At 41.8% G+C, this 23,339-nt stretch carries 18 protein-coding genes; 13 read left to right on the top strand and 5 right to left on the bottom strand.

Features of this window, described 5'->3' with window-relative positions:
• Positions 1-244: 244 nt before the first annotated feature.
• Positions 245-1,291 carry a DUF3810 domain-containing protein gene (locus WKT12_RS09840; protein ID WP_340319588.1) on the bottom strand — a complete coding sequence of 349 codons (1,047 nt, stop codon included), beginning with the start codon at positions 1,289-1,291 and terminating at the stop codon, positions 245-247.
• A gap of 79 nt (positions 1,292-1,370) precedes the next feature.
• Here WKT12_RS09840 and WKT12_RS09845 point away from each other — a divergent pair, with 79 nt between their 5' ends.
• The 8 genes from WKT12_RS09845 (at position 1,371) to deoC (ending at position 9,891) form a co-directional block, all read left to right on the top strand.
• A complete protein-coding gene (locus WKT12_RS09845; protein WP_021970243.1) occupies positions 1,371-2,603 on the top strand; it encodes a nucleoside recognition domain-containing protein in 1,233 nt (410 codons plus the stop codon).
• A gap of 7 nt (positions 2,604-2,610) precedes the next feature.
• Positions 2,611-3,033: an rRNA maturation RNase YbeY gene (gene ybeY, locus WKT12_RS09850; RefSeq protein WP_021970244.1), complete on the top strand. Its 423-nt coding sequence runs from the start codon at positions 2,611-2,613 to the stop codon at positions 3,031-3,033.
• A 276-nt stretch (positions 3,034-3,309) separates the two neighbouring features.
• Entirely contained in the window at positions 3,310-5,181 is a 1,872-nt protein-coding gene (gene mnmG, locus WKT12_RS09855; protein ID WP_021970245.1) for a tRNA uridine-5-carboxymethylaminomethyl(34) synthesis enzyme MnmG, read from the top strand.
• Between the two features lie 56 nt (positions 5,182-5,237).
• A complete protein-coding gene (locus WKT12_RS09860; protein ID WP_340319589.1) occupies positions 5,238-5,762 on the top strand; it encodes an adenine phosphoribosyltransferase in 525 nt (174 codons plus the stop codon).
• 94 nt (positions 5,763-5,856) lie between these two features.
• A complete protein-coding gene (uvrC, locus tag WKT12_RS09865; protein WP_340319590.1) occupies positions 5,857-7,680 on the top strand; it encodes an excinuclease ABC subunit UvrC in 1,824 nt (607 codons plus the stop codon).
• A 375-nt stretch (positions 7,681-8,055) separates the two neighbouring features.
• Positions 8,056-8,508: a D-aminoacyl-tRNA deacylase gene (gene dtd, locus WKT12_RS09870; protein ID WP_021970248.1), complete on the top strand. Its 453-nt coding sequence runs from the start codon at positions 8,056-8,058 to the stop codon at positions 8,506-8,508.
• A 1-nt stretch (position 8,509) separates the two neighbouring features.
• On the top strand, positions 8,510-8,830 hold the full coding sequence (locus tag WKT12_RS09875) for a nucleotide pyrophosphohydrolase (protein ID WP_021970249.1): 321 nt from the start codon (positions 8,510-8,512) through the stop codon (positions 8,828-8,830).
• Positions 8,831-8,835: 5 nt separating this feature from the next.
• Positions 8,836-9,891 (top strand): deoxyribose-phosphate aldolase, encoded by a 1,056-nt coding sequence (deoC, locus tag WKT12_RS09880; protein ID WP_021970250.1) that lies wholly within the window; start codon positions 8,836-8,838, stop codon positions 9,889-9,891.
• Positions 9,892-10,011: 120 nt separating this feature from the next.
• On the opposite strand, the gene WKT12_RS09885 is transcribed toward deoC, so the two are convergent.
• The 3 genes from WKT12_RS09885 to WKT12_RS09895 form a co-directional block, all read right to left on the bottom strand.
• Positions 10,012-12,861 carry a M64 family metallopeptidase gene (locus tag WKT12_RS09885; protein WP_340319591.1) on the bottom strand — a complete coding sequence of 950 codons (2,850 nt, stop codon included), beginning with the start codon at positions 12,859-12,861 and terminating at the stop codon, positions 10,012-10,014.
• Positions 12,862-12,887: 26 nt separating this feature from the next.
• Positions 12,888-14,633 (bottom strand): BACON domain-containing protein, encoded by a 1,746-nt coding sequence (locus WKT12_RS09890; RefSeq protein ID WP_340319592.1) that lies wholly within the window; start codon positions 14,631-14,633, stop codon positions 12,888-12,890.
• A gap of 545 nt (positions 14,634-15,178) precedes the next feature.
• A complete protein-coding gene (locus WKT12_RS09895) occupies positions 15,179-16,153 on the bottom strand; it encodes a polyprenyl synthetase family protein (RefSeq protein WP_340319593.1) in 975 nt (324 codons plus the stop codon).
• Positions 16,154-16,244: 91 nt separating this feature from the next.
• Here WKT12_RS09895 and polA point away from each other — a divergent pair, with 91 nt between their 5' ends.
• The 5 genes from polA (at position 16,245) to WKT12_RS09920 (ending at position 22,549) form a co-directional block, all read left to right on the top strand.
• Positions 16,245-19,016, top strand: a complete 2,772-nt coding sequence (gene polA, locus WKT12_RS09900) for a DNA polymerase I (protein ID WP_340319594.1) — start codon at positions 16,245-16,247, stop codon at positions 19,014-19,016.
• A 151-nt stretch (positions 19,017-19,167) separates the two neighbouring features.
• Positions 19,168-19,554: a DUF3836 domain-containing protein gene (locus WKT12_RS09905; protein ID WP_007565766.1), complete on the top strand. Its 387-nt coding sequence runs from the start codon at positions 19,168-19,170 to the stop codon at positions 19,552-19,554.
• Positions 19,555-19,811: 257 nt separating this feature from the next.
• The gene (ychF, locus tag WKT12_RS09910) at positions 19,812-20,915 is read left to right on the top strand and encodes a redox-regulated ATPase YchF (protein ID WP_007565763.1); all 1,104 of its coding nucleotides are present in this window, start codon (positions 19,812-19,814) and stop codon (positions 20,913-20,915) included.
• Between the two features lie 69 nt (positions 20,916-20,984).
• Positions 20,985-21,896: a ketopantoate reductase family protein gene (locus tag WKT12_RS09915; protein WP_177593302.1), complete on the top strand. Its 912-nt coding sequence runs from the start codon at positions 20,985-20,987 to the stop codon at positions 21,894-21,896.
• Entirely contained in the window at positions 21,893-22,549 is a 657-nt protein-coding gene (locus WKT12_RS09920) for a chloramphenicol acetyltransferase (protein WP_270230714.1), read from the top strand. Before WKT12_RS09915 ends, WKT12_RS09920 begins: the two co-directional genes overlap by 4 nt.
• 102 nt (positions 22,550-22,651) lie before the next feature.
• Here WKT12_RS09920 and WKT12_RS09925 read toward each other — a convergent pair whose 3' ends face one another.
• Positions 22,652-23,236, bottom strand: a complete 585-nt coding sequence (locus WKT12_RS09925) for a non-canonical purine NTP diphosphatase (RefSeq protein WP_007565757.1) — start codon at positions 23,234-23,236, stop codon at positions 22,652-22,654.
• Positions 23,237-23,339 lie beyond the last annotated feature (103 nt).

Genomic DNA, 23,339 nt, shown 5'->3' on the forward strand with positions numbered 1-23,339 from the left:
ACAAAAAGGGAAATATCAAATATTTTTCTATTTCACGCATAAGCATGCATAAGATTTCACACGCAAAAAGATATAGAATAGTCATATTATCGCACAAAAAGAAAGATTATTAAAAGCAATACAGTCAAAAAGGCTATTAAAAACCCATATAAGCAACAAACAAGGGAAAGACAAGTTATTCATAGCTCGTGAAAAAGCATCGAGGCTGATCTCCTCCCCGATTTTTTCAATTCTCAAGAGCTCATCACCACCAACTTTCAGGTAAGGAAAGAACCATTCCGATGACTTGTGCATAATTTTTCTGCCCGGAAGATATTTGATTACTTTTCAAGTACCAATTATAAACTAAATCTTGCAACTTACCTAATAAGTCATTATAACGAATATCCCAATATGCTTGCTTATCATACAACTGCTGTATAATCTCAGGCCGTATAGTGCTGAGCCAACCCGTGAACTCAGACTCACTAAGCAAACTACGGGTATTGACTATCACATAAGGCAACAATCCGAAATAACCACTGTAACGGATATTCGAGTCGGTAGTATGAATGCAAACCTGATATGCCCAGAAATTGGCTTCTGCTTCACTGCTCACGCCAAGTAAATGGGCAAGCTCATGGGCATAAGTAAACGGAAGCTGTACAGGAAGTAATTCATGATTTACATGAGACTCATCAAAAAAAGGTCCCATATATCCCAACACTCCAACTCCAGAATACAACCTGTTACAGAAAGAATACTTTGGATGCTGAAAATCCTTTGGCTGTGTTAGTCCAAACTTTTCAGGTACTTCAGCATACATCTGTTTAACCGTCCGCTCCAATGCAGACTGTGAAATATATATCTCTTGGACGAAAGCAGCATTCAAACTATCCGTATAAGCTGAAAGGAATTGCTTAAAGCGCTTTTCCTCATAAGAACATGGAACAACCTCTGCCCGTTTAAAAAAAGTATCACGGAAATAATTCATTCCCCATCCCCAATAAAACCAAACGTAAATCCAAAGCAAGATTTCTACTTCATTCCTTACTATTGATTTCCATCTTTGCTTTCTACGACAGGCAACTATCGGATAAAGCATCAATCCTACTATTGTTACAACTACCAAAATTTCACAAAGCGAAAAAGGCACAATAGCAGCCAGTCGTGATAAAAAACAGGAAATAGTCGGATAAATAGAACGAGCATAAAATTCGCCAGCACCGGACACAAACCGAAATATACACACGCTTGTTAAAAGCAAAACGAGTACTGTCCAACGAATATGTTTCCACTGAAGCTTTTTCATAAGAACAAAGTTATCATTTTCTGAATTAATTCTTTACTTTTGTCCGGTAAAGAATATTAATACATCAAACAGATTCTACATGGTCTTGAATTATATTTGGATTGCTTTTTTCCTGACAGCTTTCATCGTAGCAACTGCACGTCTTCTCTTTTCAGGAGATACGGAAGTCTTTCCGGCTATTATCAATTCGACGTTCGATTCCTCGAAAACAGCTTTTGAAATCTCCCTGGGACTTACCGGAGTTCTATCGCTCTGGATGGGTATTATGCGTATCGGAGAACAAGGCGGTGTTATTGGATTATTCTCACGTCTATTAAGTCCGCTGTTTACCAAGTTGTTTCCAGAGATACCTAAAGGACATCCGGTTACAGGAAGCATCTTCATGAACCTCGCTGCGAATATGCTGGGACTGGATAATGCAGCAACGCCATTAGGACTGAAAGCTATGGAAGGGCTACAAGAGCTAAATCCGAAAAAAGACACAGCAAGTAATCCGATGATCATGTTTTTGGTATTAAATACCTCAGGACTCACCCTGATTCCAATCAGCATCATGGTGTATCGCGCTCAGATGGGAGCCGCCCAGCCAACCGATGTATTCGTACCCATCCTATTGGCTACATTTTTTTCAACACTTGCCGGTATCATTGCTGTAAGCTTGTACCAGCGCATTAATTTGCTAAACCGGACAATTCTTCTGTTTTTAGGTGGTACGAGCCTTATAATAGCTGGCATTATTTATTTTTTCAGCACATTGTCACGTCAGCAAATTGATGTTTATTCTACAACCACAGCCAATGTGTTTCTGTTCGTAGTCATCATTGGCTTTATCATAGCTGGTCTACGAAAGAAAATCAATGTATACGATGCCTTTGTAGAAGGAGCTAAAGAAGGCTTCACGACTGCTGTGCGTATTATTCCCTATCTGGTAGCAATATTAGTGGCAATTGGAGTCTTTCGTGCTTCAGGATGTATGGATTACCTAATAGAAGGCATAGCCAGACTGGTTAATCTATGCGGCATCGACAGCAATTTCGTAGGAGCCTTACCAACTGCACTGATGAAGCCATTAAGCGGCAGCGGAGCACGTGGACTAATGGTAGACGCCATGAATACCTATGGAGCAGACTCATTTGTCGGACGGCTCTCATGTATTTTCCAAGGTTCTACCGATACTACTTTTTACATCCTTGCCGTCTACTTCGGAAGTGTTGGAGTTGTCCGTACACGCCATGCTGTTCCCTGTGGATTACTTGCCGACTTAGCTGGCATTATCGCTGCAATTTTCATTTGCTATTTATTCTTTAACTGATATAGATATGATAACTTATCAAACAGAAGGGGTGGAAATGCCCTCTATCAAAAAACGTGAGACGACAGCCTGGATTAAAGCTGTAGCCGAAACCTACGGGAAAAAAGTAGGCGAAATAGCCTATATCTTTTGCTCAGACGAGAAGATTCTGGAAGTAAACCGCCAGTATCTTCAACACGATTACTATACAGATATCATTACTTTCGACTATTGCGAAGGGAACCGTATTTCTGGCGATCTATTCATTAGTCTTGATACGGTTCGAAGTAACGCAGAACAATTTGGAGCAACCTACGAAACAGAATTGCACCGTGTCATTATTCATGGCATCCTTCATCTCTGTGGAATCAACGACAAAGGTCCGGGCGAAAGAGAGATTATGGAAGCTGCCGAAAATAAGGCACTCGATTTACTGAAGGACTTTCAATAAAGTTTCGATGTCTATCCTATTCCAGGATAAAGACTGATATTCCCAGCTCTCAGAAATTAAAAAAATTTCCGCTGTCGTTTCTTTTAATTCATGGGGACGTTTTTCTAATTCATCACCACAAATTAAAAAGAACAACGGCGGATTTTATTTTACTCTTCTAAGCAAACGGCAGCTCTCATTCTTTCCCTTTCCAGCTATAACTCTTTTTACGAACTGAATCTAAGCTAAGCCACTTATTTTTCGTATTTTTGCACCAGATATAAAAATAAAAGATTAATGGACTTTAAGTATGACGTTATTGTTATAGGAGCCGGACACGCCGGTTGTGAAGCCGCCGCTGCAGCAGCCAATCTTGGTTCAAAGACTTGTCTAATCACAATGGACATGAACAAGATTGGACAGATGAGCTGTAATCCGGCCGTAGGAGGTATCGCCAAAGGTCAAATCGTCAGAGAGATTGATGCTCTGGGTGGATATATGGGATTGGTTACCGACCGAACTGCTATCCAGTTCCGCATGTTGAACCGTTCAAAAGGGCCAGCCATGTGGAGTCCGCGTGCACAATGCGACCGCGGCAAGTTTATCTGGGCATGGCGTGAAGTTTTGGAAAACATTCCTAATCTTCATATCTGGCAAGATACCGTCGAAGAATTACTCGTAGAAAACGGTGAAGTCACCGGATTGGTAACGTGCTGGGGAGTGACCTTTCATGCCAAGTGTATCATTCTGACAGCAGGTACTTTCTTAAACGGTCTGATGCATATCGGCCATAAGATGCTTGCAGGGGGACGATGCGCAGAACCTGCTTCGTACCATTTGACTGAATCTATCACCCGTCACGGAATTACGTCCGGACGAATGAAGACAGGAACTCCTGTCCGCATCGATGCACGCAGTGTAGACTTTAGTCTGATGGAAACGCAAGACGGAGAAAACGATTTTCACCGTTTCTCTTTTATCAGCGAACCCAGACAACTGAAGCAGTTGCAATGCTGGACTTGTTATACTAACGAGGAAGTACATGAAGTTTTACGCAGCGGGCTGGCAGATTCTCCCCTTTTCAATGGGCAGATTCAAAGTATCGGTCCCCGCTATTGTCCAAGTATCGAAACGAAAATCGTAACATTCCCCGACAAGCCACAGCATCAGTTATTCCTCGAACCGGAAGGAGAAACCACACGAGAACTTTACTTAAACGGATTTTCTTCATCTCTCCCGATGGATATTCAGTTTGCTGCCCTGAAAAAGATACCTTGTTTTAGAAATATAGTAGCCTATCGTCCGGGATACGCTATCGAATACGATTATTTTGATCCTACACAATTAAAGCATACATTGGAATCGAAAATCGTAAAGAATCTATTCTTCGCCGGACAAGTGAATGGCACGACCGGATACGAAGAAGCCGGAGGACAAGGAATCATTGCCGGTATCAATGCACACATCAACTGTCATGGAGGAGAGCCTTTCGTTTTAGGACGTGACGAAGCATACATCGGTGTACTGATTGATGACCTCGTGACGAAAGGTGTAGACGAGCCTTATAGAATGTTCACGTCTCGTGCCGAATATCGTATTTTGCTCCGTCAGGATGATGCTGACATGCGACTCACAGAGCGCTCCTATAAATTGGGACTGGCAAGCAAAGAACGTTATGACAGACTTTGCCAGAAGCGAGAAGAAGTCAAGCGACTGGTTGAATTTGCGAAGACCTATTCCATAAAAGCGGATAAAATAAACGATGCATTGGAAGGGCTCGGCACAGCTCGCCTCACCCACGGTTGCAAATTAATAGAATTACTGAGCCGTCCCCAAATAACCATTGACAACATTGCTCCGCATGTGCCAGCTTTCCAAACAGCACTCGACAAAGTAACCGACCGTAAAGAGGAAACAATCGAGGCAGCCGAAGTGTTGATCAAGTACCAAGGCTATATCGACCGCGAGCGCATGATCGCAGACAAGATACATCGCTTGGAAGCTATCCGCATAAAAGGGAAATTCGATTATGCCAATTTGAATTCGCTATCAACAGAAGCCCGACAGAAGCTGATAAAGATAGATCCCGAAACACTTGCACAGGCCAGCAGAATTCCAGGCATCTCGCCCAGCGACATCAATGTACTGTTAGTCTTATTGGGACGCTAAGCAAGCGTGTTTCACGTGAAACAACTAGTTTAAGAAACAAACATAAATTACTGGATATGAACAAAGAAACATTAAAGAAAAATCTTCGTGAGATACCCGATTTTCCCATCCCGGGAATTTTGTTCTACGATGTCACTACCCTGTTTAAAAATGCAGAGTGCCTGCAAGGCATGATAGACGAATTGTACGAGATGTACAAAGATAGAGGAATTACCAAAGTCGTCGGAATTGAGTCCAGAGGATTCATTTTAGGAGGCGCTCTGGCTGCTCGCTTAGGAGCCGGTTTCATCATGGCGAGAAAGCCCGGCAAGCTGCCAGCAGAAGTTGTAGAAGAAACATATGCCAAAGAATACGGAACTGATACAATACAGATTCATAAAGATGCGATCAATGAAAACGACGTTGTTCTTTTACATGACGACCTACTCGCAACAGGTGGCACAATGGCAGCAACCTATCGCTTAGTCAAAAGATGTAGAGCAAAGCAAGCGTTCGTCAATTTTGTTATTGAGTTGAAAGCATTGAACGGAAGAAAGTCTTTTGCCGATGATGTAGAAGTAACAACGTTGCTGCAACTCTAAAAATATTTTTCTATCCATCGGGACAGAATAACCAAACAGAATCCGGTACATACGAAAAGCGTTTACCGGATTCTTTATTTTATAACCTCTTTTCATGAGTTTCGTTAATATGGAAGAACTGAGCACAAATGAATATCTTCGAGGAATTGTATTGAACTTACCAAGTAGCCCGGGTATCTATCAATACCTGAACAAAGAGGGCGTGATTATCTATGTAGGAAAAGCAAAGAATCTGAAGCGGCGTGTGTACTCCTATTTTTCGAAAGAACATCAATCGGCCAAGACTCGCGTGTTGGTAAGCAAAATCGCAGATATCCGATACATCGTAGTAAACACAGAAGAAGATGCACTACTTCTGGAAAACAATCTTATCAAGAAATATAAGCCTCGCTATAATGTATTGCTAAAAGACGACAAAAGCTACCCTTCCATCTGTGTAAGCAACGAATACTTTCCACGAGTATTCAAAACGAGGCAGATTATTCGAAACGGTTCGACTTACTATGGTCCCTACAGTCACATCCCTTCCATGCAAGCAGTACTCGACCTCATAAAGAAACTCTATCCTCTTCGTACCTGCCATTTAGCCCTTACTCCCGAAAACATACGTCAAGGGAAGTTCAATGTCTGTCTGGAATATCATATTAAGAATTGTAAAGGGCCATGCATTGGTATGCAGTCACACGATGAATACATGAAGAATATCGCTCAGGTAAAAGAGATTCTCAAAGGGAATACGCAAGCCATCAGCGATGCTCTGATGAAAGAAATGATGGCACTGGCCGAAGAGATGAAGTTTGAAGAAGCGCAAAAAATTAAAGAGAAATACGAACTGATAGAGAATTACCGATCAAAGAGCGAGGTAGTGAGTTCCATACTCCACAACATCGATGTTTTTTCTATCGAGATGGACGACAATTCCGCCTACATCAATTACCTGCACATTACCAATGGATGCATCAATCAGGCATTCACATTCGAATATAAAAAACGGTTGAACGAGACCAAAGAAGAATTACTTCAGTTGGGAATAATCGAAATGCGTGAACGATACAAAAGCTGTTCGCGCGAAATCATCGTACCGTTTGAGCTGGATATGGAACTGAATAATGTGACTTTTACAATTCCCCAACGTGGTGATAAAAAGCATTTGCTGGAACTCTCCTTACTCAATGTCAAGCAATACAAAGTAGACCGGTTAAAGCAAGCAGAGAAACTGAATCCCGAACAGCGGAGTGTGCGACTATTGAAAGAGATACAAGAGCAGTTACGAATGGATAAAATGCCTGTACATATCGAATGCTTCGACAATTCCAACATACAAGGTTCGGATGCAGTAGCTGCTTGTGTCGTATTCAAGAAAGCACGTCCCAGCAAAAAAGACTATCGCAAGTACAACATCAAGACGGTTGTTGGGCCAGATGATTACGCCTCTATGCAGGAAGTTGTACGCCGACGCTATACACGTATTCTTGAAGAGCACGGAGAACTTCCCGACTTAATACTTACAGATGGCGGTAAAGGACAAATGGAAGTCGTACGTCAGGTTATAGAAGACGAATTGAAACTCCATATTCCTATAGCCGGTCTTGCCAAGAACAATAAGCACCGCACATCGGAAGTCCTATTTGGCTTTCCTCCGATGACGATAGGCATCAAGCAAGGGACTCCCCTGTTCCACCTTTTGGAGAATATACAGGATGAGGTACACCGCTTTGCCATCACTTTTCATCGTGACAAGCGAAGCAAAAGTCAGATTGCATCTGCCTTGGACAACATAAAAGGAATCGGCGAAAAGCGTAAGACAGCCTTGCTGAAAGGATTCAAGAGTGTAGCTCGAATCAAAAAGGCAACACTCGAAGAACTGGCGGCAGTAGTAGGAGAAAGTGCAGCACAAAGCATAAAAGAATCACTCTAAGTTTCAATTCCGATAAAGGTATTTTCCTATATCTGGCAGAGAGCTAAAAGAGGGTTCATTACATCGTCAACGAACAATATTCTAAACCATTATTGGAAATTGAAAGAGATTTTCTCACTCTGCACTAAATAACAAGAAAGATACGCCGTTAAAAGTCAAGTCTGGCAAGAAATAGAAAAGCTCTGCAAAAAGATAATCCAGTCTTTCCGCAGAGCCATTGCCACAATTATCAATACCACTCATTTCACCACTATAATTCTTCTAATTCCAATACCACAAAGATACAATTAATTTCGGGTAGACTTTTGTCATTCTTTCAATTTTATTCTACTATTATACTGAATATTTGCTATCTTTGTAGAAAGTATATACCACATGAGAGTAGTAATTCAACGTGTAAGTCATGCATCCGTTACGATAAACGGAGTATGCAAATCTGCCATAAAGGAAGGCTTTCTAATTCTGGTAGGTATAGAGGAAGCCGATAACCAGGAAGATGCCGACTGGCTATGTAAGAAAATCATCGGATTGAGAGTTTTCGACGATGAAAACGGAGTAATGAACAAATCCATCCTTGATACGGGCGGAGAGATATTAGTCGTAAGTCAATTTACTCTGATGGCTTCCACAAAAAAAGGCAATCGCCCCTCATATATCCGTGCAGCCTGCCATGAAACAGCAATTCCATTATACGAATATTTCTGCAACGAGCTGAGCATCGGACTGGGCAAACAAGTAGGGACCGGAGAATTCGGTGCCGACATGAAAGTAGAATTGTTGAATAATGGTCCTGTCACCATTTGCATGGACACCAAAAACAAAGAATAAAATGACACTGGAAGAAGCACAGAAAACAGTAGACAACTGGATTAAAACATACGGCGTGCGCTACTTCAGCGAACTGACCAATATGGCAGTACTGACAGAAGAAGTAGGAGAATTGGCACGTGTCATGTCACGAAAATACGGCGACCAGTCATTCAAGCCCGGAGAAAAAGACAATCTCGATGATGAAATGGCCGATGTATTATGGGTACTGATTTGTCTGGCAAATCAGACAGGCGTAAATCTGACAGAAGCGTTCAGAAAAAATCTGGAAAAGAAAACCAGCAGAGATAAAGAAAGACATAAAAACAATCCCAAATTATAAACATTATGAAGTATAATCACGATCATGAATGCGGATGTGGGAACGAACATCATCACCACAACCACGAATGTAACTGCGAGAACGAACATCACCACGATCACAAATGTGAATGTAATGATGACGATGCTGCTTGCGATTGCGGATGCGAAGAGGATGAAGACAAAGAAAATTTGCACCAGCCAAGCAAGTATGATGAAGCATTAAGCAAATACAACACCAACCTGAAAGATGAAGAAGTTGCCGCTCAGACAGCTCATATCATCGAGAAATACGTAAAGGAAAACGATACACTGGAAGTAAAGAAATTCCTTTTCCACTGTATCGACCTTACTACACTGAAGTGTACAGATAGCGAGCCAAGCGTTATGAAGTTCACACAGCATGTTAATGACTTTGTGGATGCATATCCGGAACTCGACAACGTTGCAGCCATCTGTGTATATCCGAATATGGCTGAAATCGTAAACGATACGCTGGAAGCTGACAACGTAAATATAGCTTGTGTTTCGGGAGGGTTCCCCTCTTCACAAACTTTCATCGAAGTAAAGGTGGCCGAAACAGCCATGGCACTTCATGCAGGAGCCGATGAAATAGATATCGTAATTTCTGTAGGAAAGTTCCTGAGCGGAGATTATGAAGGCATGTGCGATGAAGTAGAAGAGCTGAAGGAAGTATGTGGCGAAAAGCATCTGAAAGTAATCCTGGAAACAGGTGCGCTGGGCAGCGCCTCAAACATCAAAAAGGCATCTATCCTGTCAATGTATTCGGGAGCCGACTTCATCAAGACATCTACCGGAAAAGAAAATCCAGCAGCTACACCCGAAGCAGCTTATGTAATGTGCCATGCTATCAAGGAGTACTTCCTTGAAACCGGCCGCAAAGTAGGTTTTAAGCCCGCAGGAGGCATTAACACCGTACACGATGCACTGGTATACTACACGATAGTTAAAGAGGTTCTCGGCAAAGAATGGCTGACAAATGAACTGTTCCGTCTGGGAACAAGCCGCCTTGCCAACCTGTTATTGTCGGACATCGTAGGAAAAGAAGTCAAATTTTTCTAATCTAAGTTAGCATTTTTACCCTTCAGACCTTTCACAGGACACGAGGGGAACGCACAATAAGGGCACGAAGATTCATATTAATGTTTCTCCGTGCCCTCGATTTTTATGTAACCTCAAGCTTTAATTTGCCACAAGTCTTCCCCCTTTCCAGTGCTGGTTCAAGATAACAGGAGGAGCAGTAGGCTTATATTCTGTCCCGACTGAAATACTGCGCGAACGCCCCTGCCGGCTCAAATCCCAGCTGACGAACGTTTCATAATCAAACTGCCAGCTCTCACCGTAAGCCAGCTTATGAATACGGTTGTAAATCGCTTCCCGTGAAGGTGCATTGAAACCTCCCACATTGCCCACCATGATGCTGGTTTCTGTAGGTCGATACGCTCCCTTATAATAAGTACAAGCACCTTCATAAACGCCAAGACCTTCGTTTGCATAACGAGAGTCGGATATAAACTTACTCCATACCACACTGTTCGGATCGCTTGTATAGTCCACATTCCTTCCCCATCCGTAAAGATTTCGGGAATTAATATTATCGGATATTTCACTTGAAGGTATCGCTCCCATACTTTCATAATAATATTCATCCAGCAATTTAGCAAATCCATGTCCTCCAGCTTCATGATGAAGCACACTTGCCAGGTCTTCATCACTCGTTCCTATCGGGAAATACGCAATACCATATCCCCTGCCATAATCTCCCTGATAAGCTGTACTTGTTCCGAAATAGCAGGTTCCTGCATACGTAGTCGAATTCATCATCACAATAATCAGTACTTCATTCATCAGCGGATCGGTCATTCCCGGACAAGTTGCTGCGTACTGCATACACTTGTTGTGATCTCCTCCTACGTGAGTTCCGCTACCAAAATAGCCGGAAAAGGCCGTACTTCCACCGTCTACGTATCCTTCATTCCGGGAAACAGCCGTCACATAATACACATTAAACAAGTTCCGGAAGGAAGTATAAGGCTCTTCACTGAAGAAAGCATCGGCTGCTGTCCGCATAACCTCCTCATAGGTACCGTCGGCAATCTGTCTGTCGGAAAAGGCATCTCCCATCAATACCACATTGATGCCGTTTCCTTCAGAGGCTTGTTGCAAGGTATATACCTTTCCGTCTTCCGAATAGTCAGAAGATTCGTAAGGCAAATCCCCCTCACCCAGGATTCCTTTCAGAAACTCAGGAAGCAAATCTCTTGACGTTACACTGCTATGGAATATCAGCTTGCCCGTTTCATCGAAAGCCATAATAGTAGGGAAACTGTCATACGCAATACCTCCCGGATTGGACATCAGCGTGGGCCATTCCATATTGTTGCTCTCTATTGTATTGGCTGCATCTGTAGGGTTCTCTGTTCCATCGCTACAAAGCCCGATGATTTCCAGTGAATGATTCTTGTAACGCTGATAAATTGACGATACGGTAGGATGGAAAGCCTTGCTGAAGCCGCACCATGATGCCCAGATATAATACAATGTCACTTTATGAGAGGCAACGATGGAAGTAGAATTTATCGTATTTCCTTTATAATCGGTTGCCGTAAAATCGGGCATATACAAGTTAAATGTATCGAAGTTAAATCCGCCCGGTGAATTTTGTCCGATACAAACCCATCCACTCTTCTGCCACCAGGAAGAAGAAGTGACAGCCTGCGGCAAATCGCCTGACAGCATATTCCCTCCAAAATCCATATATTCCAGTTCTGTCAAGTTCCCAAGGGTTTCGGGTACAGTACCTGTCAACTGGTTATCATTCAAGTAACAATAGACCAATTGCTTCATATTTCCCAATTCAGGTGGTATACTACCCGTCAATTGATTTCGGTACAGATATAAACTCCAAAGGTTTGTCAGCTTACCTATGGAAGTAGGGATTTCTCCTGTCAGCTGATTATAGGGCACATTCAATGTCCATAACGCTTCAAGATTCCCAATTTCATCCGGTATCGTTCCGGTCAGATTGTTCGAAGACAGATTAATCGAACTTACCTTACCATTATAGTCCGTATAGATACCGTACCATTCCGATAAATCAGCGTCCGTACACCAGTTGGCATTATTCGTCCATGCATCGCCGTTTGTAGCATCGTACAGTGCAATCAACACATCTCTTTCCGTCATCTCGTCTTGCTCCAGCAAATCGTTTGTATCAACTGCCGTAAAACTGGTGATAACTGAACGACCGACCGTAATGCTTCGCTCCGTAGCCTTGGTAAGCGTCCGCTGCTGACCGCTTACCAATCCAGTAATCTTAAATGTCATACCGTTACTAAATACCTGAGGAGGAACTACGAAATAGAATGAAGTAGTTTGTGAAGACGACAAAGCCACATTTCCCCGAAGTGCGATTTCATTATAACTCTCCTGCCCTCCTCCCGAAACACGGAATTCCGGCGCATCGGAGGCTATATCTACCGAACCTAAACCGGCAATAGCTTCCCCATTATTTCCCGACAATGAAATAGATGACACCTGCATGTTTCCTTTCAAATTCAGGCGTACCAGTCCACAAACCTGCAAAAAGCGGAAAGAGCTTGTGGTGCTCTGAGCCACCATCGGACATATACCGGAAGCAAAGCTATCGAAACCGAATGACTGTTCCTCCGGCAGACGGAACGAAACGTTCGTACCAGACACTACAGCATCAGCCGCATACGGATAAAAGGCATAAAACGTATTACCTCTGACGGGCTTGTCGCTTTCAAACTGAGCCTCGTCACCTGAAATTTCAGTCAGTTCGTAACGGGCAACCGAATCGGATGTATTGCTGAAAATACCGATGGCATCTCCCGTATTCCATACCACAGAATTACCGGAAAGAGAGGTACGACTCTTTACAATTGACGATGTCGTAGCACGAACCGATTTCAAACTATTATCCTGACTGCCGGAAGGTACCAGTTCATCTTGCTGACACCCTACAAGCAACAACAAAAATATGCCTAAAAAAAGAGTTATATGCTTCATAATATTTACTGTGTTTTTCAAGATTATTACCAGTCTTCTTCATTCTCTGTAAAGTCTTCTGTACTTCCACCTGCCGAAGGAGTTTCTTCTTTTTTACCGTCTTGAGTAATCTCAATAACACGAACAAGCTCCTCTGCCCGAACCGTCACACTCCCCTTTCGTTGGGAAGTAGAAGTATTGGCTGCAACAACGATGATATTTTCCTCTATATTGATCCAGCCAGTATCGCTGCTGGTCAATGTATACTGGGTATTACTGTTTACAGTGAAGGCGAATCGGCCTCCTTCGGATGCTGCGGAAATGCTCGAAGGAGAAACTTCCAGATACACAGCTTCACCCTCTTGAACCACACGTACCGTACGGATCAGACTGCCGTCTTCCGAGGTAACCGTAATGGTTGCCTCACGCGATGTGGTCGATTCGTTCGGTAATATTGTAAACACAATCTCTTCTTCTGCATCTCCCGACAACGTCCGAGTCATCCAGTCTGCTCCTGCACTCACCCGATAAGGAACATTTCCCTTCACCGTAAAACGAACCGTACCACCTCCTGCCTGAACATCGAAATAATCCTGCGAAACAAACAGATAAGGAGCTTCTTCCTTTCCCTTCTGCAAGACCTTCACTGTACGTTCAACACCATTACCTGTCACGATAATATTTCCTTCACGCATAGCCGTTTCAGTATTCTCTTCCACACTAAAATATAACGTAAACTGTTTCAACCCTCTGCTTGCCACCTGCTTCAACCAGTTGACATCAGTCTTTACATCATAACTTATATTTGTGTTGATTTCTATGGAAAAGGTTCCAGCATCAGCTTCACAAACGACAGGTTCCGAAGGAACAAGTATCTCATTAACAGCATACTGACGAATAGTCAGCGTATCCGATACAGATTCTGTTTCATTCACAAAAATAAAACGTGCCTCACGCTCATCATAAGTGTCATTGGGCTGTACTTCAAAATGGAGCGTATGTGTAGAAACAGCCCTCGAAGCCGGTTCGCTTACCCATGTATATTCCGCTTCGGGTTTACAGATATACGATACACTCGACTGTAACTGTACATCCACCGTACCGCCTCCGGCACCAACCTCAACCAAGTCGTCTGAAAGAAGCAATACCTCCTTTTCCCTTCCTTCCTGATAGATATGAACTGTTTCCCGCAGTTCTCCGCTGCTGATTACGATGCTTCCACTTCGTTTATTATAACCGTCGTTAGCCAATATACGGAAAGCCAACACCGATTTTTCAAGACTCCGTGTAGAAATTTGCTCAATCCATGTATCCGAGACCTCCACTTCGAAAGTAACATTTGCTTCCACCTCTACTTTTATATCAGCCTCTCCGGCAGAAAGTTCATAGTTTTGCTGAGATACAATCAATGCATCCTTCTGCTTCTGTGAAACGACAATTGTTTCCCGAGTATCGCCACACTCCAAGAAAACGGAAGCACTACGCTCGTCGGTGCCATTATTAGCAGCGACCGAAATTGTAACCGATGCCTCTCCTGCTTTACCCGATGCCGGAGATATGGTAATCCAGCCAACAGCACGTATATTACCTACCGTGGCTTTCCAGTCGGCAGTCGCCGTAAAATGCAACGTTACAGTTCCCCCAGAAGTATCCAATAATGGATTTGTATCAGTTCCTTCGGCCAATGTAATTGTGGCTGCAGGAGTTTCAGGCTCATCGGGCAGATTTACCTTTTCTTTCTCACCACAAGCCACCAATACCATCGATAACAATACAAATAGAGCCTTTTGCATATAATGCATTTTACCCCAACGAAACAAAATGTCCATAGATTTAAGGTATTAAAAATATAATAGGTTAGCAACGCTTAAATTATAGTTTTTTTATCATACATCAAAATTTTTTATCACATTTTCTTTACATAAAATAAAAAAAGCATACATTAAGCAGGAAATGTATATACATATATCTCATTTTATATAAGCAATATATAAGAATAAGAAAATAAAAACGACAAAGGCATATGAATTAACAAGAAATTTGACAATACAATATATACGATTCTCTATAAATGATGAGAGAAACATGACAGGCAACAAGTTGATTATTTCTTTAATGTATCATCGGAACATACCTGAAAACTTTCTCAGGCTATGCACAGAAAAGTACTAAAACGTCTAAACGTTTTTTGAAAATTTGTACAAATCATTATTTTTTTTGTACAAAAAATATCCCTTCATTCGCGACATCTTTACAAAGAAGACGAAACACAAATGAAGGGATATTTTCTTTATATTGACAGATTTCTTTAAACTCTTGCCAATAAACAATGAGAGTATTATTTGTTGCGTTCGATTACATAATCAATATAAGCTGTCAGTGCTGTTCGAATAGACTCATCAGCCGATTCAGGAAGCAAAGCCAATGCTTTGTTGCGATAATCGTACATTACTTGCTCCGCATACGCAATTCCTCCCTCCTGCTTTATATAATCGACAAAATCTGCAATTTCTTCCTTCGATGCACTAAGTGAACGGATGCGCAATGCAAGTTCCTTCTTTTCCTCGTCGGCATGCGTATTCAACACGTGTAGTGCCGGAAGCGTCAGCTTGCCTTCCATCATGTCATTCCCGGTAGGCTTACCCAGCTCTTCGTTTTTAAAATAGTCGAATATATCATCCTTTATCTGAAAAGCAATGCCTATCATCTCGCCGAAAAGTGCCGCCTTTTCTATTTCACTCTGCGGAGCATCAACCGAAATGGCTCCACTTTCTGCACTGGCAGTAAACAGTGCAGCAGTCTTTTTGCGGATAACATCAAAATAAATCTCTTCTGAAAAATCGCGATTGCTGATATTTACCAACTGGATAATTTCTCCTTCTGACAAGTTTTGTCCCAAACGGGCTACCAAACCAACCAAATCGATATGTCTGGTATACGAGGCATGACGCAAACTGGTTGCCAGCATATAGTCGCCTACCAATACGGATACCTTATTGTCATATAGCGCGTTAATCGACGATTGCCCCCGCCGCTTGTCGCTCTCGTCTACCACATCATCGTGCACCAGACTGGCCGTATGAAGTAGTTCCAGCGACAGTGCGGCATGCAAAGTAGATTCATTTATCCCGCCATAAAGTTTTGCCATAAGCAAAACCAGAATGGGACGCATCATTTTTCCGTTCCTCTGCTTGATATAGCCTAAAACTTCATTCAACAACGGCGTGGAACTTTTCAATGAGGCGTCGAAAAGAGCCTTAAATTCGCTTAATTCCTTTTCTACGGGTTTCTTGATTATTGCTAACTTATCCATGGAGATTTATTTGGGTACAAAAGTAATAATAAAACAGCGAATACGGTATTTTTTTGTACTTTTACGTAGAAAACTTAATAATTTTACACGAATGGAGAAACTGTTTCTACTCGATGCGTATGCACTTATCTACCGCGCATACTATGCTTTTATCAAAAATCCGCGTATCAATTCCAAAGGTTTCAATACATCAGCTATCATGGGATTCGTCAATACTCTGGAGGATGTCCTGAAAAAAGAGAACCCTACTCATATAGGCATTGCCTTCGATCCCGCCGGTCCCACATTCCGCCACGAAGCTTTCGAACAGTATAAAGCACAACGCGAAGAAACTCCCGAAGCAATTCGCCTCTCTGTTCCTGTTATCAAGGATATTATACGAGCTTATCGTATTCCGATTCTCGAAGTGAAAGGATACGAAGCCGACGACGTTATCGGAACGCTTGCTACCGAAGCCGGGAAACGAGGCATTACAACATATATGATGACTCCTGATAAGGACTATGGTCAGCTGGTTTCGGAAAATGTATTTATGTACCGACCTAAATACGGCGACAAGGAGTTCGAAGTTATGGGCGTAAAAGAAATCAAAGCCAAGTTCGACATCGAATCACCCTCGCAAGTAATCGATATGCTGGGACTTATGGGAGATACTGCCGACAACATTCCGGGATGTCCGGGGGTAGGCGAAAAAACAGCCCAAAAATTAATCGCCCAATTTGGAAGTATCGAAAATTTGCTTGCTAACACCGACCAACTGAAAGGGGCTATCAAGACAAAGGTGGAGAATAATCGCGAACAGATTACTTTCTCTAAATTTCTGGCTACAATTAAAACGGATGTGCCAATCTCGCTCGACATGGAAGCACTGAAGCGTGAACAGCCCGACGAAGAAAAACTTCGCAAAATTTTTGAAGAATTGGAATTTCGTACTCTATTGGATCGTATTCTTAAAACGGAGAAGAAAATTACTGCTCCAACGGCCTCTCCTCAAAGCGATCTCTTTGGATTTTTTGCGGACGAGAATACAGACGAGCCAAAAAATTCAAATCTCACGCGGCTAGAAGACCTTGATTTCGACTACCAACTACTTGATTCAGAGGAGAAAATAGACGATTTTTTACAAATAATCGTTACAAAAGATTTTTTCAGTCTAGATACGGAAACCACAGGAACCGACCCAATTACTGCAGAACTGGTAGGAATGAGCTTCAGCTTTGCCGAAAATCAGGCATTTTATGTACCAGTTCCGGCAAATCGTGAAGAAGCGTTGGCAATAGTTAAAAAATTAAAACCAATCATAGAAAATGAGAAAACACTGAAAATCGGACAGAATATAAAATACGATATGCTTGTACTTGGCAACTACGGCGTTGAAGTCCGTGGTCCAATGTTCGACACCATGATAGCCCATTATGTACTTCAGCCCGAACTTCACCATGGTATGGATTATCTTGCTGAGGTGTATCTGAAATATGAAACCATAAAAATAGAAGAGCTGATAGGTCCTAAAGGTAAAAATCAAAAAAACATGCGTGACCTCTCTCCCTCTTCTGTTTATAAGTATGCCTGCGAAGATGCCGATGTCACGTTGAAACTGAAAAATGTACTGGAAAAAGAACTGGTATCAAACGGTGTCGACGAATTATTCCAAACAATTGAAATGCCGCTGGTACCGGTACTTGCCTATATGGAACGCAACGGAGTACGTATCGACACAGAAGCATTGAAGGAAACTTCACGACATTTTACAGCACGTATGCAACAACTGGAAGAAGAAGTGCATCAGCTTGCCGGAATAGAATTCAACATCGCTTCTCCCAAACAAGTAGGTGAAGTATTATTCGACCGCTTGAAAATAACAGACAAGGCCAAAAAGACTAAAACCGGACAATATGTTACTTCCGAAGAAGTATTGGAAAGTTTGCGAGGCAAACATGAAATAGTAGGGAAAATACTGGAACACAGAGGGCTGAAAAAGCTATTGGGTACGTATATCGATGCCCTTCCCTTACTTATCAATCCTAAAACCGGACATATACATACTTCATTCAACCAAACTGTTACTGCTACGGGACGACTTAGTTCAAGCAATCCAAACCTGCAGAACATCCCTGTCCGTAATGAAGATGGAAAGGAAATCCGGCGAGCATTTATTCCCGATGAAGGTTGTGAATTCTTCTCTGCCGATTATTCACAAATCGAACTTCGCATCATGGCACACTTAAGTGGTGACCCGCACATGATAGAAGCATTCCAAAAAGGACAAGATATCCATGCTGCTACTGCTGCAAAGATTTATAAGGAGCCCTTGGAAAGTGTAACACGCGAACAAAGAAGCAAAGCTAAGACAGCTAATTTTGGTATTATATATGGTATATCGGTTTTCGGACTGGCAGAACGATTAAATATAGAAAGAAAAGAAGCCAAGGAACTAATAGACGGCTATTTCGAAAATTATCCACACGTAAAAGAATATATGGATAAAAGTATTCGTCTGGCACAAGAAAGAGGTTATATCGAAACAATCTTCAAACGAAAACGCTATCTGCCCGATATCAATTCACGAAATGCAGTTGTCCGTGGGTATGCCGAACGTAATGCCATCAATGCTCCAATACAAGGAAGTGCGGCTGATATTATCAAGGTGGCAATGATTCGTATATACAAACGGTTCATGGAAGAAGGTATTCGTTCCAAAATGATTCTTCAGGTACACGATGAATTGAACTTCAGCGTCATGCCCGAAGAAAAGGAAAAAGTGCAACAAATTGTGATTAGCGAAATGGAAGCTGCTTACAAAATGAAAGCACCTTTGCGAGCAGACTGTGGTTGGGGTAAGAATTGGCTGGAAGCACATTAGTTCATTCCAACTGTTAACAGGTGTTTAAATGATAACAATTTGCTAAAATATTCATTTTTTCTTGCCGAAAAGTTAGCAACATCAAAAGGTTTTACTAATTTTGCAGCGTAATTAAAAACAAAAAGATAGTAATACCTTAAAAACAAAAGATATGAAAAAGATGAATTTACTCAAGAGTTTATTTGTAACAGTATTTGTTTTCGCTGCTAACCTTACAGTTTTTGCTAGCAACCCAGAAACTGAGTTGATATACAATACTGAGGAAATAGATGGAGTAAAGATGTCGGAAACTGTATATAAAATGAATGAAGGTATTCTGACAAACTTTGAGAAATATAACTATAAATACAACGATAAGAAACAAGTTGTAGAAAACGTGTTACAGAAGTGGGACGAAGGTAGAGGAACATGGCGTAACCATATGTGTATCAAATATACATATAATGAAAACAGCACCACAATCCAATACTACAAATGGAACAAAAATAAGAAAGATTACATTCTCGTTCCGGAAATGACTGTAACTATGGACATGTAAAAACAACATACAAAAAAACAATATTTTCATAAACTCTCTAGTAAAAGAGGTACTTCGTGAGAAGTGCCTCTTTTTTTATTTCTTCTTCTAATCAGACAATCTATTTTGCAAAAAACATAACAATCTGTTACTAAAAACAAGATAAGAATATATCAACTTTTCCGAAAAAATTATTTTTTTAGTAAATGACAAAAAGAATGACTACCTTTGCAAACTGAAATACAATCTGATAATTAATAAGGAAATATATAAGTTTTATGGCATTACAATGTGGCATTGTCGGTTTGCCCAATGTAGGAAAATCGACTCTTTTCAACTGTTTATCGAATGCAAAGGCTCAAGCAGCCAACTTCCCTTTCTGTACAATAGAACCTAACGTTGGTGTAATCACTGTTCCAGATGAACGTCTTAACAAATTGGCAGAATTGGTTATCCCCGACCGTATAGTACCTACAACTGTAGAAATTGTAGACATCGCAGGTCTGGTAAAAGGAGCCAGCAAAGGTGAAGGATTAGGAAATAAATTCTTGGCAAATATCCGTGAAACAGACGCAATTCTTCATGTACTGCGTTGTTTTGATGATGAAAATGTTACCCATGTCGACGGTAGTGTAGATCCTGTACGCGACAAAGAAATCATTGATACAGAGCTTCAGCTGAAGGACCTCGAAACAATAGAAAGCCGTATTCAAAAAGTACAGAAACAAGCTCAGACCGGAGGCGACAAAGTAGCTAAGCAAACTTATGAAGTACTGGTTCGCTACCGTGAAGCATTATTACAGGGAAAATCAGCACGTACCGTACAGTTCGAAACTAAAGACGAACAAAAGATCGCTCATGAACTTTTCCTGCTTACTTCCAAGCCTGTAATGTACGTATGTAATGTAGATGAAGCCAGTGCTGTAAATGGTAACAAATATGTAGAGCAAGTACGCGAAGCTGTCAAAGAAGAGGGAGCAGAAATATTAATTGTTGCAGCCAAGACAGAAGCCGACATTGCAGAACTTGAAACATACGAAGACCGTCAGATGTTCCTTCAGGAAGTGGGACTGGAAGAATCGGGAGTCAGTCGTCTGATTCGTTCAGCCTATAAGCTGCTGAATCTGGAAACCTATTTCACTGCTGGAAAGATGGAAGTCCGCGCATGGACATTCCATAAAGGATGGAAGGCTCCTCAATGTGCCGGAGTTATTCATACTGACTTCGAGAAAGGATTTATCCGTGCAGAAGTCATCAAGTACGACGACTTTATCAAATACGGTTCGGAAGCAGCTGTACGCGAGGCTGGTAAACTGAATGTAGAAGGAAAAGACTATATCGTAGAAGACGGAGACATCATGCATTTCCGCTTTAACGTATAATATACCATTTTAGAAAATCGGTCGCTCATCAGCGACCGATTTCTTTTTTTAATCCTAAAACAAAAAACCATGAACTATCTTATTATAGGTACTGGCGGCGTAGGAGGAAGTATCGCCGGATTTCTTGCTCTGGCAGGAAAAGAAGTCACATGCATTGCACGGGGAAAACACCTCGAGAATATCCGTAATTATGGGCTGCATCTGAAATCAGATTTGAAAGGCGAACACTATCTGAAAGTAAACGCCTGTACAGCAGAAGAATATCAAGGGAAAGCAGATGTGATATTTGTCTGTGTAAAAGGATATTCCATCGACTCTGTCAAGGAGGTAATAGAACGTGCTTCAGCACCTCATACACTGGTTATTCCTATTTTAAATGTTTATGGTACAGGACCACGTATTGGTCGTTTGACACCTGAAGTAACTGTTCTCGATGGCTGTATCTACATCGTAGGATTTGTTTCAGGTGAAGGCGAAATCACTCAGATGGGAAGCATTTTCCGGCTGGTATTCGGAGCACGTCCGGAGCAGGGAGTTTCTCAGGAACGTATTGAAGCAATTGCAGAGGATGTCAGAAGTTGCGGTATCAAAGTCGATGTTTCCGATGATATCAACCGCGACACATTTATCAAATGGGCATTTATTTCGGCAATGGCATGTACTGGAGCATATCACGATGTACCAATGGGAGAAGTACAACACGAAGGCGAAGTACGAGATACATTTATCGGACTTTCCAGAGAAAGTGCAGAAATCGGACACAAGATGGGAATTTCTTATCCGGAAGATCCTGTTTCTTACAATTTGAAAGTAATAGATAAGCTCGACCCGCACAGTACAGCATCCATGCAAAAAGACCTTGCCCGAGGACATGCATCGGAGATACAAAGTATGTTGTTCGATATGATTGATTTGGGTGAGCGTTTGGGAATATCTATGCCTACCTATCAAAAAGTAGCTCAAAAATTCAAGAATAAATGAAACATATAGTAGATATTGAAACCTGGGAACGGAAAGACAACTACAACTTTTTCCGTGGATTTGCGAATTCATGGATTGCTATCACCAGTGAAGTAGACTGTACTGAAGCTTACAACCATGCCAAAGCCAACGGAAAATCATTTTTTCTGTATTATCTTTATGCCATATTGCGCGCTGCCAACGAGATAAAAGAGTTCCGTTATCGCTGGGATAAAAACGGACAAGTAGTCTATCATGATACAGTGGATGTCATTTCTCCTATTGCTGTACCCGGCAAAACATTTTATACGGTACGCATCCCTCATCATGTTGATTTCGAAGCATTTTATACCGAAGCCAGACACATTGTCACATCTATTCCTGAAGATGGTGATCCATACGGAACCGATAAAAGCATTTATAAACAAGGAGATTTTGATGTAATCCTGCTAAGTGCCACTCCAAAACTATATTTCACTTCGATAACCTACACCCAACAGGAAGTAGGACATCCGCTGGATTATCCGCTGATGAATGCCGGTAAGGCCATCATACGCGAAGGCAAGCGTATCATGCCTATTGCACTGACTGTAAGTCATGCTTTTACAGACGGAGCACACATTTCACTTTTCTTTGAGAAAGTAGAACAATACCTCAAGGAAATCTGCAAATAATCATACACAAAAAACTACGGGACTTCATCCTATTCAGAACCAGCCTGAATCAATCATTCAGCAGTTCTTTTCGATTGGATGCAGTCCCGCAGATTATCAGTATTATTCACATTTCAAATAATCACAAAGCTTCTGTGTTGCCCTTGCCCGATGGCTGATTTTATTCTTTTCTTCATTGCCCATCTCGGCAAATGTTTCAGTATAACCTTCGGGGACAAAAACAGGATCATAGCCAAATCCTGAACAACCGCGTTTTTTTTCGATTATTTCGCCTTTTACAACTCCTTCGAAGAGATGCTCCGTTCCACCCTCGATCAGGCAAATAGCCGTACGGAATTGCGCTTTACGGTTGGTCTTTCCTTCCAGCTCTACAAGCAGTTTTTTCATATTAGCTTCCGAATCATGTCCTTCTCCTCCAGCATATCGGGCCGAATAGACTCCCGGAGCCCCTCCCAGGACCTCAACCTCCAGACCCGTATCGTCGGCAAAACAATCCAGACCATAGTTTTTATAAATATATTCAGCTTTCAGAGCAGCATTTCCCTCCAGCGTATCAGCCGTTTCCGGAATATCTGCCTCACAATGGATATCCTTCAGACTCAGCACCTCTACCCTATCTCCCAATATGGCACGTATCTCATCCAACTTGTGTGCATTATTCGTTGCAAAAACCAGTTTCTTTTTCATAATCAATTTTATCTATCATATTTCTTCACAAAGATACACATACTCAGGCAACCATCCTCTACTTTCCGTCTGCTATTTCGCTGCAAAAACAGTCTTCCTCATT

This window comes from Phocaeicola sp. HCN-6420 (assembly GCF_037890145.1).
Taxonomy (GTDB): domain Bacteria; phylum Bacteroidota; class Bacteroidia; order Bacteroidales; family Bacteroidaceae; genus Phocaeicola.

What these genes read in the sequence shown, in the direction of transcription:
- WKT12_RS09915 (WP_177593302.1), top strand. Translation starts at nt 20,985, where the DNA reads ATGAACTATCTTATTATAGGTACTGGCGGCGTAGGAGGAAGTATCGCC.
- WKT12_RS09920 (WP_270230714.1), top strand. Translation starts at nt 21,893, where the DNA reads ATGAAACATATAGTAGATATTGAAACCTGGGAACGGAAAGACAACTAC.
- WKT12_RS09925 (WP_007565757.1), bottom strand. Translation starts at nt 23,236, where the DNA reads ATGAAAAAGAAACTGGTTTTTGCAACGAATAATGCACACAAGTTGGAT.
- mnmG (WP_021970245.1), top strand. Translation starts at nt 3,310, where the DNA reads ATGGACTTTAAGTATGACGTTATTGTTATAGGAGCCGGACACGCCGGT.
- WKT12_RS09840 (WP_340319588.1), bottom strand. Translation starts at nt 1,291, where the DNA reads ATGAAAAAGCTTCAGTGGAAACATATTCGTTGGACAGTACTCGTTTTG.
- dtd (WP_021970248.1), top strand. Translation starts at nt 8,056, where the DNA reads ATGAGAGTAGTAATTCAACGTGTAAGTCATGCATCCGTTACGATAAAC.
- WKT12_RS09845 (WP_021970243.1), top strand. Translation starts at nt 1,371, where the DNA reads ATGGTCTTGAATTATATTTGGATTGCTTTTTTCCTGACAGCTTTCATC.
- deoC (WP_021970250.1), top strand. Translation starts at nt 8,836, where the DNA reads ATGAAGTATAATCACGATCATGAATGCGGATGTGGGAACGAACATCAT.
- WKT12_RS09895 (WP_340319593.1), bottom strand. Translation starts at nt 16,153, where the DNA reads ATGGATAAGTTAGCAATAATCAAGAAACCCGTAGAAAAGGAATTAAGC.
- WKT12_RS09905 (WP_007565766.1), top strand. Translation starts at nt 19,168, where the DNA reads ATGAAAAAGATGAATTTACTCAAGAGTTTATTTGTAACAGTATTTGTT.
- uvrC (WP_340319590.1), top strand. Translation starts at nt 5,857, where the DNA reads ATGAGTTTCGTTAATATGGAAGAACTGAGCACAAATGAATATCTTCGA.
- polA (WP_340319594.1), top strand. Translation starts at nt 16,245, where the DNA reads ATGGAGAAACTGTTTCTACTCGATGCGTATGCACTTATCTACCGCGCA.
- WKT12_RS09885 (WP_340319591.1), bottom strand. Translation starts at nt 12,861, where the DNA reads ATGAAGCATATAACTCTTTTTTTAGGCATATTTTTGTTGTTGCTTGTA.
- ybeY (WP_021970244.1), top strand. Translation starts at nt 2,611, where the DNA reads ATGATAACTTATCAAACAGAAGGGGTGGAAATGCCCTCTATCAAAAAA.
- WKT12_RS09875 (WP_021970249.1), top strand. Translation starts at nt 8,510, where the DNA reads ATGACACTGGAAGAAGCACAGAAAACAGTAGACAACTGGATTAAAACA.
- WKT12_RS09860 (WP_340319589.1), top strand. Translation starts at nt 5,238, where the DNA reads ATGAACAAAGAAACATTAAAGAAAAATCTTCGTGAGATACCCGATTTT.
- WKT12_RS09890 (WP_340319592.1), bottom strand. Translation starts at nt 14,633, where the DNA reads ATGCAAAAGGCTCTATTTGTATTGTTATCGATGGTATTGGTGGCTTGT.
- ychF (WP_007565763.1), top strand. Translation starts at nt 19,812, where the DNA reads ATGGCATTACAATGTGGCATTGTCGGTTTGCCCAATGTAGGAAAATCG.